The organism is Pseudomonas aphyarum (genome assembly GCF_028657055.1).
Taxonomy (GTDB): domain Bacteria; phylum Pseudomonadota; class Gammaproteobacteria; order Pseudomonadales; family Pseudomonadaceae; genus Aquipseudomonas; species Aquipseudomonas aphyarum.
On sequence record NZ_JAMDGS010000006.1, the window covers coordinates 26,759 to 42,426 of the forward strand.

Here is a 15,668-nt window from a genome sequence, read left to right on the forward strand (position 1 = left end):
ACGGGCTTCTTGATACGAGGAAAGTCGGCAAGTCTAACCGATGCTGTAGGCAATCCACGAATTGATGGCAATCAACCTTGCGCGACTGACAGCCGGCTATGTTAAAACGCTGTATCTGCTCAGCCTTGTCCTACAGGATCTCGCATGCCGTTCGCCAACAAACCGCTCAGCGGTCTGAAAGTCATTGAATTGGGTACTTTGATTGCCGGGCCGTTTGCCTCGCGCATCTGCGGCGAGTTCGGCGCGGAAGTGATCAAGATCGAATCGCCGGACGGCGGCGATCCGCTGCGCAAATGGCGCAAATTGTATGAAGGCACCTCGTTGTGGTGGTTCGTCCAGGCCCGCAACAAAAAGTCCCTGACGCTGAATCTGAAACACCCCGACGGCCTGGCGATCCTGAAAAAACTGCTGGGTGAAGCCGACATCCTGATCGAGAACTTCCGCCCCGGTGTGCTGGAGAAACTGGGCCTGAGCTGGGAAACCCTGCATGCGCTGAACCCGAAACTGGTGATGGTGCGTTTGTCCGGTTTCGGCCAGACCGGGCCGATGAAAGATCAGCCAGGTTTCGGTGCTGTCGGCGAATCCATGGGCGGCCTGCGCTACATCACCGGTTTCGAAGACCGCCCGCCGGTACGCACCGGGATTTCCATCGGCGATTCGATTGCCGCCCTGTGGGGCGTGATCGGCGCGTTGATGGCCCTGCGTCATCGCGAGGTCAACGGCGGTCTCGGCCAGGTGGTCGATGTGGCGTTGTACGAAGCAATCTTCGCCATGATGGAAAGCATGGTGCCGGAGTTCGATGTGTTCGGGTTCATTCGCGAGCGCACCGGCAACATCATGCCGGGCATCACGCCGTCGTCGATCCACACCAGCGCCGACGGCAAACACGTGCAGATCGGCGCCAACGGCGATGCGATCTTCAAACGCTTCATGCTGATCATCGGCCGTGAAGATCTGGCCAATGACCCGGCGCTGGCCAGCAATGACGGGCGCGACACTCGCCGCGATGAGTTGTACGGCGTGATCGACCGCTGGGTCAATTCGTTGCCGCTGCAAACCGTGCTGGACCTGCTGAACCAGGCCGAAGTGCCGGCCAGCCGAATCTTCAGTGCCGAAGACATGTTCAATGATCCGCAGTACCTGGCCCGGGAAATGTTCCTGCACGCCAAACTGCCGGACGGCAAACCCTTCAAGATGCCGGGAATCGTGCCGAAACTCTCTGATACACCCGGCACGTCCGAATGGGTCGGACCGCAGCTCGGTGAACACAATGCGCAGGTACTCCACGATCTTGGCTACGACGAGAAGCAGATCGCCCGGCTGCGCGAAGACGGAGCCATCTGAGCTGAAGCGCCTGATGCCCTCGGCCTCGAACCGCGCCCACCATTGGTGGACCTGGCGGTTGTTCGGCCTGCTATTTCTGCTGGTGCTGCCGACGTGGGCGCAGGCCAAACCGACGTTGATCTGGCTGCTGCGCGACCTACCGCCGCTGACGATCTTTGAAGGCCCGAAAAAGGGCCAGGGCGTTATCGATCAATTGATGCCGATGCTGATTGCCGGCATGCCGCAATACGAACACACCTTGATGCGGGTCAATCGCGCCCGTGGCATTCAAATGCTTCATGAACATCCCTTTGCCTGCGATCCGTCGCTGATCTGGAACAAAGAACGGGCACAGTGGATCGCGTTCTCCATTCCCGCGTTCCGTGCGGTCAGCAATGGCCTGGTGGTGCGCCAGAGAGACCGTGAAGTGCTGGAGCCGTTTCTGGTCGAGGGCGAAGTCGATCTGTCGGCGTTTCTGGCCAACGGCGAGCGAAAAGTCGGAGTGGTCGCGGAACGCAGTTATGGCGAGTACATCGATACATTGCTGCATCAGGCACCGAGCGGCGCGCTGACGCCGCATTACGGCAACGATGCGCTCAGCAGCCTGCTGTCGATGCAGCGTCTGGGGCGTTTGCAGGTGGTACTGGGTTACTGGCCGGAAATCCGTTACCAGGCGCGCCAGGCCGAGATCGCCGAAGACGAACTGCTGTTCTTCCCGATTCGCGGCACGGGCAAGTACCTGTCGGGCCATGTCGGCTGCACCGACACCACGGCGGGTCGACAGGCGATTACGGAGATCAATCAGCTGTTGCGCACCCTGCCCCACGAACACCTCAACCAGCTCTACGCCGACTGGCTCGACCCCGAGAGGCGCGAGGATTATCTGGAGCAGGCGCGGATTTTCTTCGAGCAACAAGCCGCGCAGTGAAATCCGGGCAAAAAGAAACCCCGAGAAGTGGGGAGACGACTCGGGGTTAAACGTGGTCTGTATCAAAGACCCGTAGCAGCAAGCGACAAGCACCGGAGCACAATGCTTGATCCTGCTGTTACGGGGTCTGACTGACCTGGATGCAGGAAGGTTCCCACAAACGAAAAATCAGTTTCAGAGGGTCGGATGCTTGTCGAGGGCTGCGTTTCGCAACGCGGCGATCACACAGGGTTCCAGCCGACCTTCGGCAATCAGGATGTCACGGTGCAGGCCGTCGACCACATCCGTCAGTTGGCGCTTGTCGCTCAATTGCGCCTGATTGAATTCGCGCTCCACCACGATCGCGCCGTTGCCGTTCTTCAAGGTCACCAGGCATTCGCCGTGGCGACCGCGAGGGGTCAACGTTACTTGATACGGGCTCAGAGCCTCACCGAGCAATAGACTGATACTTTCCATCTCGATCTCCACTCAATAGTCCGAAAACACAGTGTCTGGGGCGTGTTCACAGTAAATGACCACCGGCCCGAGAGGAAAGTTCTGCCTGCCGCCGGCCTCTCCCGGAGCGTCACCGGCCTATCGGAGCATGCATGGCGAAGATGACAGAAAAATAACCATGGGGTTCAAGCGTCGACGCAATGCCGGGGGATCATCATGTAGGTGTCCAGCAGGCTTCTCATCAACACCGCCGAGACTGGCGTGTGCAGACGACCCAGCAAGGTGATCCGGTGCTCGCCCAGCAAGGTTTCCAGATCATCCAGCATGGCGGGTGCCACAGCCCCCACCATAATCAGTGCCCGCGCTGCTTGCCGGTCGGCCAGATGCCGGATCAGCGCCAACCCGTCGCCGCTCTGCAACTGTGGATTGCACACGGCGATGTCGACGGCTCCGCGGCGCTCCAGTGAGCGCTTTGCCGAACCCAGCGACGGCGCGGTCAGCACATCGTAAATACCGATGGCGTTGAGCATCTGGTGCAACGCCATCAGCTGGAACGGGTTGGGTTCGAGAATCAGGATCTTGAGCGAGCGCATGGGACGACCTCTGGAGCGACAATCGCGGATTCACGCCGCAGTGGTCTGTCACTCTAGGGCAGTCGTCCTAAGCCTCCCATCAGAAAAGGAATCGCGGCTTATAGGACTTTTCCCATCTTTAATGCAGACATCGACACCCACTCTCCTTCCGCCGCTCGGTGATGTCCGTCCAGCCCCCAAGCAGGCCGCGCAGTTTTCCATCGGCACTGTAAAACGGCACCGTCCACTGATAGATCTGACGGGGGCCGCCCTTGAACATCAGCTGCCGTTTGCTGAAACGCGTTTTACGCGTGCACAGCTGGGCCATGAATTCGTCATGCAGCATCAAAGCCGTGGCCTGCGGCAGTGCATCGAACTCGAACAGCATCCGGCCCTGCACCTGCTCCAGCCGGACCGACAGCGCATCCTCATAACTGCGGTTGCACATGATCAACCGGCCCTGCAGATCGCGCACGAACACGGGGTCGGGCATCGCGTCGATCAGTGCGTGCTGAAAGGCCAGTTGATCACCCAGATCCTTTTCGGCCGCCCGTCGCTGTTTTACCTCGGCCGCCAATCGACGGTTCCACAGCAAGGGCAATAATCCGAACACGCCAAGCGCGCCCATCATCCAGCAACCCCACTTGATCAGGAGCGAGCCTAACGAGGGTACTGGAGCGGGGGAAATGCCATCCAGCCACTTCAGGCGCATGGCACGCAGTTCGGCCGCCGAGAAAGCGCCCAATGCCTTGTTGAGGATGCTCAGAAGCTCAGGCAGCCCTTTGCGCACTGCCAGGTGATCGGCCTCCCACTTGCCCTCCACGAGACCACCGACCTTGAGCAGGCCGGAGGGAAACAGCTGAGCGCCAATCTCGTTTTCGATGGTGGCGTAGGCCTCGCCACTCTCGACCAGTGCCCGCGCCTCGGCATACGTCTTGACCGAACGGATCTCGATCGACGGGTAGTCGCGTCGAATGCTGTCCTCCAGCGCATGCCGGGCCGGCAGCACCAGCACCCGCTTGGCCAGTGTTTCGAGCGACTGTATCGCCGGCTCCTCCGAATGACCGACGAACACCCAACCGGCACCGCCGAACGCGTGACTGAAGTCCAGAAATGTCTTGCGCTCGTCGTTCATTGCCAACGTCGTACTGATGTCGGCCACACCACTCTGGAGCCGGTCCAGCATGTGATCGGTGGAAAACGATTCCTGATGGACGAACTGCAATCCGGTCATCGCACTGATGTGCTTGAGTACATCGTTGTTCAAGCCGCTCCACTGGCCATGCTCGTCCTGAAACAGATACAACGGGTATTGCACCGAGGCGACGGTCACCCGTGGGTTATCTCGAATCCACTGACGCTCATGTTCATCCAGCTCGATGGGCTGAATCGCCTCCAGCGCATCGGAATGCTTCGTCAGATGGGCTGCTTCGATCCACTGCGACAACCCGAAACATCCCAATAAAAACAACCAGCGCAGCGCTGGTTTCAATCCTGAAAAAAACCGCATTGCCACATCCTTCGTCATCGACTCGCCCGTCCTTGGTGGGCGAAACGCGAGCAGTGTGGCATGCAAAAACAAGAAAGCCCGTCAGGAGACGGGCTTCAAAATGTGACAGCTTTGCGGGCTTAAAGAGGCTTGCCGCGGTTGCCATGCTGGCTGACAAAGGCCTGTACGGCTTTTAGCTCGTTCGCCAGCACCGTGCAGCGCTCTTCTCTCTCAAACAAATCAGAAAGATGTGCAGGTAGTTCGAGAGCTTTTCCTACACCGGCTTTCTCCACCGCGTCCGGGAACTTGACCGGATGCGCCGTGCCCAGAATCACCATCGGGATGTCCAGGCTGCGGCGGCATTCGCGAGCGGCTCTCACGCCGATGGCGGTGTGCGGATCCAGCACTTCACCGGTCTGCTCGTAGACTTCGGCGATGGTTTCGCAGGTTTGCGCATCGTCCACAGCCAGCGAGTCGAACAATTTGCGTGCCTCGGTCCAGCGTTCCTGTTCGACGCTGAAGCCGCCGCCCTGCTTGAACGTATCCATCAGGCCGGCAATCGCAGCGCCGTTGCGACCGTGCAGGTCGAACAGCAGGCGTTCGAAGTTCGACGAGACCATGATGTCCATCGACGGCGACAGCGTGGCGTGCAGGGTTTCCTTGACGTACTGGTTGCCGCTCATGAAGCGGTGCAGGATGTCGTTGCGGTTGGTGGCGACGATCAACTGGTTGATCGGCAGGCCCATGTTGCGCGCCAGGTAACCGGCGAAGATGTCGCCGAAGTTGCCGGTCGGCACCGAGAACGACACCGAGCGCGCCGGGCCGCCCAATTGCAGGGCTGCGTGGAAGTAGTAAACGATCTGGGCCATGATCCGCGCCCAGTTGATTGAGTTCACTGCCACCAGACGGGTGCCCTTGAGGAAGCTCTGGTCGGCGAAGCTGGCCTTGACCATTTCCTGGCAGTCATCGAAGTTGCCTTCGATGGCGATGTTGTGGATGTTCTCACCCAGAATGGTGGTCATCTGCCGACGCTGCACTTCCGACACGCGGTTGTGCGGGTGCAGTATGAAGATGTCGACGTTTTCGCAGTGTTTGCAGCCTTCGATGGCGGCCGAGCCGGTGTCACCGGAGGTGGCGCCGACGATGACCACGCGCTCGCCGCGCTTTTCCAGCACGTAGTCGAGCAAACGACCGAGCAGTTGCAGGGCGAAGTCCTTGAACGCCAGGGTCGGGCCGTGGAACAGCTCCAGCACCCATTCGTTGCCGTTCAGCTGACGCAGCGGCGCCACGGCGTTGTGGGCGAACACACCGTAGGTTTCTTCAAGAATCTTTTTGAAATCGGCGTCCGGAATGCTGCCGGTGACGAACGGACGCATGACGCGGAAAGCCAGCTCGTGATACGGCAGGCCGGCCCAGGAAGCGATTTCTTCCTGGGTGAAACGTGGCAGGTTTTCCGGGACGTACAGACCGCCGTCGGTCGCGAGACCGGCCAGCAGGACGTCTTCGAAATTCAGGGCCGGTGCCTGGCCGCGGGTACTGATGTAACGCATGACTGACTCCAATGGACAGTGTTCACGACACCGGCCCCACTGGCGGGACCGGTGAAGGAGATCGGCTTAGTTCAAGTGCTCGACGCGGATCCGCACAACCGGACCGACCACGCCCGCCAGCGCTTCGAGGGCGGCGATCGCATCGTTGATGTGCTGTTCCAGCACGCGATGGGTCAGCAGGATCATCGGCACCAGGCCGTCGTGTTCCTCGACTTCCTTCTGCATGATCGACTCGATGTTGATACCGCGCTCCGAGAGGATGCTCGCCACCTGAGCGAGTACGCCCGGATGGTCCTTGGCCTGGATGCGCAGGTAGTAGGCGCTTTCGCAGGCTTCGATCGGCAGAATCGGGTGGGCCGACAGCGAGTCCGGCTGGAAGGCCAGGTGAGGCACGCGGTTTTCCGGGTCGGAGGTCATGGCGCGAACCACGTCCACCAGATCCGCGATCACCGACGAAGCAGTCGGCTCCATGCCGGCGCCGGCGCCGTAGAACAGGGTCGAACCGGCAGCGTCACCGTTGACCATCACCGCGTTCATCACGCCGTTGACGTTGGCGATCAGGCGATCGGCCGGGATCAGCGTCGGGTGTACGCGCAACTCGATACCGGCGGCGGTGCTGCGTGCAACGCCCAGGTGCTTGATGCGGTAGCCCAGCGCTTCGGCGTAGTTCACGTCGGCAGTGGTCAGCTTGGTGATGCCTTCGGTGTAAGCCTTGTCGAACTGCAGCGGAATACCGAAAGCGATCGAAGCCAGGATCGTCAGCTTGTGCGCGGCGTCGATGCCTTCGACGTCGAACGTCGGATCGGCTTCGGCGTAGCCCAGCGCTTGCGCTTCGGCCAGCACGTCTTCGAAGGTGCGACCCTTCTCGCGCATTTCGGTGAGGATGAAGTTACCGGTGCCGTTGATGATCCCGGCAACCCAGTTGATACGGTTGGCGGACAGGCCTTCACGGATCGCCTTGATCACCGGAATGCCGCCGGCGACCGCCGCTTCGAATGCCACGATCACGCCTTTCTCGCGTGCCTTGGCGAAAATTTCATTACCGTGAACGGCAATCAGAGCCTTGTTCGCGGTGACCACATGCTTGCCATTCTCGATGGCCTTGAGTACCAGCTCGCGGGCAACGGTGTAGCCGCCCATCAGCTCTATGACGATGTCGATCTCAGGGTTCGTGGCCACTTCGAAGACATCGTTGGTAATCGCAATACCGGTCGTCTGGAACTGAGGCTTTGGCGTGCGCATGGCAATTTGTGCCACTTCGATTCCACGCCCGGCACGACGAGCAATTTCCTCGGCGTTGCGCTGAAGTACGTTGAAGGTTCCGCCACCGACGGTCCCTAACCCACAGATGCCTACTTTGACCGGTTTCACTGTGAACTCCCCATAAAACGGCCGACACGAGGCCGGCCGTGAAAACAACCGCAGGTTCGCGGCTCTCTGTTGATGGCCCGGCAATCCTGCCGCCGGACCACGCTCGTCAACGCCTGAGCGTGACGATGCGAATTACTTCGCGCCCAGCGCCAGTTTGGCGACTTGTGGCGCAGGCTGGTAGCCCGGAATGACTTGTCCGTCGGCCAAAACGATGGCCGGTGTGCCGTTCACGCCGATCGACTGACCGAGGGCGAACTGTTTGGAAACCGGGTTCTCGCACTTGGCGGCCTTGATTTCCTTGCCATCGACCATTTTGTCCATGGCGGCTTTCTTGTCTTTCGAGCACCACACGGCTTGCAGTTGCTCGTCACCCGGCGAGCCCAGGCCCTGACGCGGGAACGCCACGTAACGCACCTCGATGCCGCGCTTGTTCAGCTCGGGCACTTCGGCGTGCAGCTTGTGGCAGTACGGGCAGGTGGTGTCGGTGAAAACGGTAATGTGCGATTTGGTTTCGCCCACGGCCGGGTAAACCACGGTCTCGGCCACCGGGATCGCATTGATCAGTTTGGAAATGCCCAGGCGCTCGGTCTTCTCGGTCAGGTTGACCGGTTTGCCGTCCTTGAGCTGGAACATGTAGCCCTGAACGATGTACTGGCCGTCGGCGCTGGCGTAGAGCACGCGACTGCCTTTGAGCTTGACTTCATACAGGCCCGGCAGCGGGCTGGCGGTGATGGTGTCCACCGGCACGTCGAGCTGGAGGTTTTCCAGGCTTTGGCGAATCGCTTTGTCGGCCGCGTCATCGGCGACGGCAAAGGTGCTGACCAACGCAATGGCTGCGGCGGCGAAAATCTGGGTCAGACGCATGAGAACTCCTGAAGGCGGACAAATGGAACGATCAGAACGCCCGTGCCGGAACACCGGGTCATAACCGCCCATCGTGCAAACCGGCAAAGCCTACCACATAAGGCTCCCATGGCCGAATGCGCCTGTCGCAAGACAAAACGGCGCTCAGCCGCGCGGGTGATGTTTGGCATGCAGATCCTGCAAACGTGCCCGGGCGACATGAGTGTAGATCTGCGTGGTGGAAAGGTCGCTGTGGCCCAACAGCATCTGCACCACCCGCAAGTCGGCGCCATGGTTGAGCAGGTGTGTGGCGAACGCGTGACGCAAAGTGTGCGGCGACAGCGATTTACCGATGCCGGCGACCTTGGCCTGATGCTTGATGCGGTGCCAGAAGGTCTGCCGAGTCATCTGTTCACCGCGCTGACTGGGGAACAACACATCGCTGGGGCGCCCGCCCAGCAACTCGCCGCGACCGTCGCGCAGGTAGCGCTCGACCCAGACAATCGCTTCCTCGCCCATCGGTACAAGGCGCTCTTTACTGCCCTTGCCCATCACCCGCAACACGCCCTGACGCAGGTTCACCTGTTCCAGGGTCAGGCTGATCAGCTCGGTGACACGCAGCCCACAGGCATAAAGCACTTCGAGCATGGCGCGGTCGCGCTGGCCGATGGCTTCGCTGAGGTCTGGCGCCTTGAGCAGCGCTTCAACGTCGGCTTCCGACAGGGATTTGGGCAATGGCCGACCGAGTTGCGGCATATCCACGCGCAAGGTCGGATCGACCGAAATCAGTTTTTCCCGCAGCAGGTAGCGATAAAAGCCACGTACACCGGAGAGGAATCGCGCAGTGGAACGGGGTTTGTAGTTCTGTTCCAGACGCCACGCCAGATGATCAAGGATCAGTTCGCGACCGGCATTGATCAGTTCGAGACCTTTGTCCTGCAGCCAGCCGTTGAACAGCGCGAGATCGCTGCGGTAGGCGTCGCGAGTGTTGTCGGAGAGACCTTTTTCCAGCCAGAGGGCGTCGAGAAACTGGTCGATCAGTGGGTGGTCGATGGCAGGCATGGGCGCTCAAGACACGCAGGCTTGGCACTGCGCGCAAATAAAGAGTGAACGGTTGAAATGGCCGCTAGTCTTTCATAGCCCGCTATTTCAAGGAACAGGGAGCTTCAATGAACGAGCAGCAAATTCTGTTGGCTTTCGGTGGTATCGGTGCCGCTGCGCTGGGCTGCCAATGGCTCGCGTGGCGCCTGAAGCTGCCGGCGATCCTGTTTCTGCTGCTGACCGGCATTCTGGCGGGCCCCGTGCTGGGCTGGCTCGACCCGCAGGAAATGTTCGGCCCGTTGCTGATGCCATTGGTGTCACTGGCCGTGGCGCTGATTTTGTTTGAAGGCAGCCTGACCCTGCACCTGTCGGAATGGCGCGAGATCGGCAGCGTCGTGCATCGGCTGGTCACAATCGGCGCGCTCTCGACCTGGGTCGTGATTGCGGTCGCGACCCACTGGCTGCTGGGCTTCGACTGGTTGCTTGCCATCCTGTTCGGCAGCCTGACTCTGGTCACCGGGCCGACCGTGATCGTACCGATGCTGCGGGTGGTGCGGCCTAAAGCTTCGATCGCGAATATTCTGCGCTGGGAAGGGATTGTGATCGACCCGATCGGCGCGCTGCTCGCGGTGGTGGTCTACAGCTTCATCATCGCCCGGGCCGAAGGTCATGGCCTGGAACAGAGCCTGCTGACGTTTGGCGGGGTGATTGTCTGCGGCAGCGCGTTCGGCGTCGCCGGTGGCTGGCTGCTCGGCACGATCATCCGGCGCCAATGGCTGCCGGAGTATCTGCACAATCTGGCATCGCTCGCCGCAGTGTTGGGGATATTCATCGCCGCCAACCAGGTCATGCACGAATCCGGGCTGCTGGCGGTGACGCTGATGGGCATGTGGCTGGCGAACATGAAGGGCGTGGACGTGCGGCACATCCTGCACTTCAAGGAGAACCTCAGCGTGCTGCTGATTTCCGGGCTGTTCATTCTGCTGGCGGCGCGACTGGACCTGAACGCGTTGATCGGTCTCGGGCCACTGGTGCTGATTCTGTTGCTGGTGATCCAATTGATCGCCCGGCCGTTGAACGTGGTGCTGAGTACCGCCGGTTCGAGTCTGAGCTGGCGTGAGCGTGCATTGTTGTGCTGGATTGCCCCGCGCGGGATCGTCGCGGCGGCAGTCTCGGCGATCTTTGCGATTCGCCTGGATGAAGCCGGCCATGAAGGCGCGTTGTTGCTGGTGCCGCTGACTTTTGCCGTCATCATCGGCACCGTCGTGCTGCAAAGCGCGACTGCCCGGCCACTGGCCCGTTTGTTGAAGGTTGCGGAACCAGCGCCCAGTGGCTTCCTGATCGTCGGAGCGAACGGGCCTGCCCGTCTGCTCGGCAAGTCGCTGCAACAGCTGGGCAGCCGGGTGCTGCTGACGGATTCGAGCTGGGAAAACATCAAAGCGGCGCGCATGGAGGGCTTGCCGACCTACTTCGGCAATCCAGCTTCGCAGCACGCCGATGCGCATCTGGACCTGGTCGGACTGGGACATTTGCTGGCGCTGTCACCGTCGGGCGAACTCAATACGCTGGCAGCCATGCGCTTTCGTCATGACTTTGGCCATCAACGCCTGTTCGGCCTCGCCAGTGGTCAGGAAAGCCGTCGCAGCGACAAGCACCGCGCCAGCCTCGAACATCGCGGCAATCAACTGGGGAGCGAGGCGCTGACTTACGCCAGACTCGCCAGCCAATTGGGTCAGGGTGCCGACCTGTACAGCACGACGCTGACGGACGGGTTTGGCTGGGACGATTACCGGGCGCTGCATGGCAATCGCGCGACGCTGCTGTTCATGCGCGATGACAGCGGCTGGGTGCATGTCGTGTCGCCGGAAACCGTGCTGAAACCGGGGCCGGGGTGGACGCTGGTGGCGCTGATTCAGCCGGAGAGTGGCAGCGCCTGACAGATCGGATCGCGGCTCGGTGCTGGATCAGGCCGCGAAACCCGGCAGCACCGGCACCGGACGCTTGTCATCATCGATGGCAACAAAGCTGAACTGCCCGTGAATGGCTTTCTCACGTCCGTCACAGCTCATGCTTTCGACGAACACTTCCACCTCGACCTTGAGACTGGTGTTGCCAACCTTGATCACCCGCCCGACCAGTTCGACGATGGAACCTGCCGGGATCGCGTGATTGAAGTCGATGCGATCGGTGGACACGGTCACCAGCGGCAAACGGCAGAAGCGCGTGGCGGTGATGAACGACACTTCGTCCATCCAGGCCAGCGCGGTGCCGCCGAACAGGGTGTTGTGGTGGTTGGTGGTCGGCGGGAAAACCGCCTTGGTCACGCGGGTCACCGAGAGTTCGGTGCGGCGTTCGATTTCTTGCTCGCGAGGGGTCATGGGTCAGGCCTGAAACGGAATGCTGTGGATAAATTGCGGGCAACAAAAAAGCAGCCCGTAGGCTGCTTTTTTCTGCATCGGAAGCTGGACTTAAGCCAGTTTTTCCTTGATGCGAGCTGCTTTACCCGACAGGTCGCGCAGGTAGTACAGCTTGGCTTTACGTACGTCACCGCGACGTTTGACAGCCATGCTGTCGATCTGCGGGGAGTAGGTCTGGAAAGTACGTTCTACGCCAACACCGTTGGAGATTTTACGAACGGTGAACGCACTGTTCACGCCGCGGTTACGCTTGGCGATTACAACGCCTTCGAACGCTTGCAGACGGGAACGATCGCCTTCCTTCACTTTCACCTGAACGACGATGGTGTCGCCCGGGGCAAAGGTAGGGATTTCTTTGGTCATCTGCTCTGCTTCGAGTGCAAGGATGATTTTGTTGGTCATGCTGTGCTCCTAAGGTAAATCGTCTGATCTACCATCGATACGTTGTTAACTATCGTCCCGCTCGCGGATGTATTCCTCGAGCAGCTTCTTCTCTTCTCCAGAAAGCGAGCGGCTTTCCAGAAGATCGGCGCGTCGTTCATAGGTCCTACCAAGGGACTGCTGTAAACGCCAACGCCGGATATGCGCGTGATTGCCACTCAGCAACACGTCGGGAACACGCTGATCCGCATACACCTCAGGTCGGGTGTAGTGCGGGCAATCCAGCAGACCATCCGTAAAGGAATCTTCCTCAGCGGAATCCGCATGCCCTAAAGCTCCGGGCAGCAGTCGTGTAACCGCATCGATCATGACCATGGCCGGCAGCTCGCCGCCAGACAACACATAGTCACCAATCGACCACTCTTCATCGACATGAGCTTCAATAAAACGCTCGTCAATGCCTTCATAGCGACCGGCAATCAGGATCAATGCATCCGATTTCGCCAGTTCGCGTACCGCCGACTGAGTCAGTTGACGGCCTTGGGGGGACAGGTAAATCACCTTCGCCGCCTCCCCGGCTGCTGCCTTGGCCTGAACCAGAGCATCTTCCAGGGGCTTGATCTTCATCACCATGCCCGGACCACCGCCAAACGGGCGATCGTCCACAGTGTGATGCCGATCCGTCGTGTAATCCCGCGGATTCCAACAGGTCAGCTGCAAGAGCCCCTGTTTGACCGCACGACTGGTAATGCCGTACTCACTGATGGCCGAGAACATCTCGGGGAACAGCGTAATGACGTCTACGCGCAGGCTGGCCATTGCTTAGAAGTCCGCGTCCCATTCCACCCTCATCACGCCTGCTTCCAGGTCGATTGCCAGCACGCATTGCTCCGTATAGGGCAACAACCGCTCGCGATCATCCAGGCTGCCGACGCAGGGCTTGACCACCAATACATCGTTCGCGCCGGTCTCCAACAGGTGATCAACCTTACCGAAGAATTCTTCGTTCTGGTTGATGACGCTCAGACCCTGCAACTGGTACCAGTAGTACTCGTCGCCAGTCAGGTTGGGCAAAAGGCTTCGCGAGATGCAAATCTCGTAACCGCTCAGAAGACGGGCTTCATCGCGATCGTCGAGGCCTTTGAGCTTGGCAACCAGATCCTTTTGAGTGGATCGGCCGCTGACCAGCTCGACCTGCTTTACCACGCCTTCGCGCCGAAGCGTCCAGTTGCGGTAGTTCAACAGGTTTTCAATCGGATCGGTAAAGGAAAAGACCTTCACCTCGCCGCGAACGCCGTGAACCGAAAAAATCTTGCCGACAACGATCAGGTCATCAGCTTTTTCTGGCGTCGCGCTCATACTGCTCAGGCTGCAGCCTTGGCAGATTCCTTCAGCAACTGAGCAACACGCTCAGAAGGCTGTGCACCAACGCTCAGCCAGTAGGCAACGCGCTCTTGGTTCACGGACAGACGGATTTCCTGACCACGGGCAACAGGGTTGAAGAAACCAACCTGTTCTTTGTGGGAACCGTCACGCGGGTTGCGGGAGTCGGTTACGGTCAGGTGGTAAAACGGGCGCTTTTTGGAGCCGCCAAGGGCAAGACGGATTGTTAGCATGTGAACATCGTTCCTGTAGTCGGTGCTGCAAATCTAAATGCACAGCGGGCATGGGTGCCCGAAAGGCCGCATATTCTAAGGAATATCCGGACTTTTGCAAATGACTTTTTCCGGCGCCTATGGCATGCCGTGCAGATTTGCATATGGGGCCGTCGTTCAAAACGGCCGGTCAGCTCCCGCCGAGTGCGGGTTTGCTGTTGATCCTGCGTCCTTGCAGGGTCTGCGCCGATACGACGACCGGCGCGGATTCTTTACATCTTTGGCATGCCGCCGCCGGGCAGCATACCGCCCATGCCGCGCATCATTTTCGCCATTCCGCCCTTGGCGGAGAATTTCTTCATCATCTTCTGCATCTGCTTGTGCTGCTTGATCAAGCGACCGATGTCCTGCACCTGGGTGCCGGAACCCATGGCGATCCGGCGCTTGCGCGAACCGCTGATCAGCTCAGGGTCGCGGCGCTCGGCCGGGGTCATGGAGTTGATGATGGCTTCCATCTGCTTGAACTGCTTCTCTGCAGCGTTCTGGGCATTGCCCATTTGCGAGAGATTGACGCCGCCGATGTTCGGCAGTTTGTCCATGAGCCCGCCGAGGCCGCCCATGTTCTTCATCTGTTGCAGCTGATCGCGGAAGTCTTCGAGGTCGAAGCCCTTGCCCTTCTTCAGCTTCTTGGCCAGTTTGTCGGCCTTGTCCTTGTCGAGGGTCGCTTCAGCCTGTTCGATCAGGCTGAGCACGTCGCCCATGCCGAGGATCCGCGAAGCGATACGCTCCGGGTGGAACGGATCGAGCGCTTCGCTCTTCTCGCCCATACCGATGAACTTGATCGGCTTGCCGGTGATCGCGCGAACGGACAGCGCGGCACCGCCACGTGCATCACCGTCGACCTTGGTCAGGATCACACCCGTCAGTGGCAGTGCATCACCGAAGGCCTTGGCCGTGTTGGCCGCGTCCTGACCGGTCATGGCATCGACCACGAACAGGGTTTCGACCGGGTTGATCGCGGCGTGCAGCGCCTTGATCTCGCCCATCATCTCTTCGTCGATGTGCAGACGACCGGCGGTGTCGACGATGACCACGTCGATGAATTTCAGTTTTGCTTCTTTAATAGCCGCGTTGGCGATGTCGACCGGCTTCTGGCTCAGGTCGGACGGGAAGAACGTCACGCCGATGTCGTTAGCCAGGGTTTCCAGCTGTTTAATAGCCGCAGGACGGTAGATGTCCGCCGACACGACCATGACCGACTTCTTCTTGCGCTCTTTAAGGAAGCGCGCCAGTTTGCCGGCGGTGGTGGTTTTACCCGCACCCTGCAGACCGGCCATCAGAATGACGGCGGGCGGCACGGCGCTCAGGTTCAGGTCTTCGTTGGCCGCGCCCATCAGGCTTTCGAGTTCGGCCTGGACGATCTTCACGAACGCCTGGCCCGGCGTCAGGCTGCGCGACACCTCGGTGCCGACAGCGCGTTCCTTGACCGAATTGACGAAGTCCTTGACCACCGGCAGGGCGACATCGGCTTCGAGCAACGCCATGCGCACTTCGCGCAGGGTGTCTTTGATATTGTCCTCGGTCAGCTTCGCCTTGCCGGTGACATGGCGCAGCGTCTGCGAGAGACGGTCGGTTAAGTTTTCAAACATTGCGCGATCCTTTCAGGCCCTGTGTAGACCGGGATAATGGCGGCCCAGACCGGAATCAACATGTGCTCGGCGAG

General features: G+C 60.0%; 16 protein-coding genes. 3 read left to right on the forward strand and 13 right to left on the reverse strand.

From position 1 onward, the window contains the following. Positions 1-144 precede the first annotated feature (144 nt). Positions 145-1,344: a CaiB/BaiF CoA transferase family protein gene (locus M5G18_RS09330; protein ID WP_207985137.1), complete on the forward strand. Its 1,200-nt coding sequence runs from the start codon at positions 145-147 to the stop codon at positions 1,342-1,344. A 13-nt stretch (positions 1,345-1,357) separates the two neighbouring features. After that, on the forward strand, positions 1,358-2,251 hold the full coding sequence (locus M5G18_RS09335) for a TIGR02285 family protein (protein ID WP_273899732.1): 894 nt from the start codon (positions 1,358-1,360) through the stop codon (positions 2,249-2,251). Between the two features lie 174 nt (positions 2,252-2,425). On the opposite strand, the gene M5G18_RS09340 is transcribed toward M5G18_RS09335, so the two are convergent. The 7 genes from M5G18_RS09340 to xerD all read right to left on the reverse strand — a co-directional run bounded on the left by M5G18_RS09340 (position 2,426) and on the right by xerD (position 9,573). Beyond that, positions 2,426-2,707, reverse strand: coding sequence for a DUF3509 domain-containing protein (locus M5G18_RS09340; RefSeq protein WP_085697275.1), 282 nt, complete (start codon positions 2,705-2,707; stop codon positions 2,426-2,428). Between the two features lie 164 nt (positions 2,708-2,871). Further along, entirely contained in the window at positions 2,872-3,279 is a 408-nt protein-coding gene (locus tag M5G18_RS09345) for a response regulator (protein WP_273899733.1), read from the reverse strand. Positions 3,280-3,397: 118 nt separating this feature from the next. Then, positions 3,398-4,768, reverse strand: a complete 1,371-nt coding sequence (locus M5G18_RS09350; protein ID WP_273899748.1) for a transporter substrate-binding domain-containing protein — start codon at positions 4,766-4,768, stop codon at positions 3,398-3,400. 119 nt (positions 4,769-4,887) lie between these two features. Beyond that, positions 4,888-6,297 (reverse strand): threonine synthase, encoded by a 1,410-nt coding sequence (thrC, locus tag M5G18_RS09355; protein ID WP_273899734.1) that lies wholly within the window; start codon positions 6,295-6,297, stop codon positions 4,888-4,890. A gap of 66 nt (positions 6,298-6,363) precedes the next feature. Further along, positions 6,364-7,668, reverse strand: a complete 1,305-nt coding sequence (locus M5G18_RS09360) for a homoserine dehydrogenase (RefSeq protein ID WP_018926703.1) — start codon at positions 7,666-7,668, stop codon at positions 6,364-6,366. Between the two features lie 132 nt (positions 7,669-7,800). Next, entirely contained in the window at positions 7,801-8,532 is a 732-nt protein-coding gene (gene dsbC / locus M5G18_RS09365) for a bifunctional protein-disulfide isomerase/oxidoreductase DsbC (protein ID WP_007954633.1), read from the reverse strand. Positions 8,533-8,676: 144 nt separating this feature from the next. Continuing rightward, entirely contained in the window at positions 8,677-9,573 is an 897-nt protein-coding gene (xerD, locus tag M5G18_RS09370; protein ID WP_085609146.1) for a site-specific tyrosine recombinase XerD, read from the reverse strand. Between the two features lie 107 nt (positions 9,574-9,680). Here xerD and M5G18_RS09375 point away from each other — a divergent pair, with 107 nt between their 5' ends. Next, positions 9,681-11,489: a cation:proton antiporter gene (locus M5G18_RS09375; RefSeq protein ID WP_273899735.1), complete on the forward strand. Its 1,809-nt coding sequence runs from the start codon at positions 9,681-9,683 to the stop codon at positions 11,487-11,489. A gap of 27 nt (positions 11,490-11,516) precedes the next feature. On the opposite strand, the gene M5G18_RS09380 is transcribed toward M5G18_RS09375, so the two are convergent. From M5G18_RS09380 to ffh, 6 genes are all read right to left on the reverse strand, one after another. After that, positions 11,517-11,930: an acyl-CoA thioesterase gene (locus tag M5G18_RS09380; protein ID WP_011332614.1), complete on the reverse strand. Its 414-nt coding sequence runs from the start codon at positions 11,928-11,930 to the stop codon at positions 11,517-11,519. Positions 11,931-12,020: 90 nt separating this feature from the next. Then, a complete protein-coding gene (gene rplS, locus M5G18_RS09385) occupies positions 12,021-12,371 on the reverse strand; it encodes a 50S ribosomal protein L19 (protein WP_003175895.1) in 351 nt (116 codons plus the stop codon). 45 nt (positions 12,372-12,416) lie between these two features. After that, positions 12,417-13,169: a tRNA (guanosine(37)-N1)-methyltransferase TrmD gene (gene trmD / locus M5G18_RS09390; RefSeq protein ID WP_003221981.1), complete on the reverse strand. Its 753-nt coding sequence runs from the start codon at positions 13,167-13,169 to the stop codon at positions 12,417-12,419. A gap of 3 nt (positions 13,170-13,172) precedes the next feature. Next, positions 13,173-13,709: a ribosome maturation factor RimM gene (gene rimM / locus M5G18_RS09395; protein WP_007954628.1), complete on the reverse strand. Its 537-nt coding sequence runs from the start codon at positions 13,707-13,709 to the stop codon at positions 13,173-13,175. 5 nt (positions 13,710-13,714) lie between these two features. Next, positions 13,715-13,966 carry a 30S ribosomal protein S16 gene (rpsP, locus tag M5G18_RS09400; RefSeq protein ID WP_003185073.1) on the reverse strand — a complete coding sequence of 84 codons (252 nt, stop codon included), beginning with the start codon at positions 13,964-13,966 and terminating at the stop codon, positions 13,715-13,717. 251 nt (positions 13,967-14,217) lie between these two features. Then, the gene (ffh, locus tag M5G18_RS09405) at positions 14,218-15,594 is read right to left on the reverse strand and encodes a signal recognition particle protein (protein WP_007954627.1); all 1,377 of its coding nucleotides are present in this window, start codon (positions 15,592-15,594) and stop codon (positions 14,218-14,220) included. Positions 15,595-15,668: the final 74 nt, after the last annotated feature.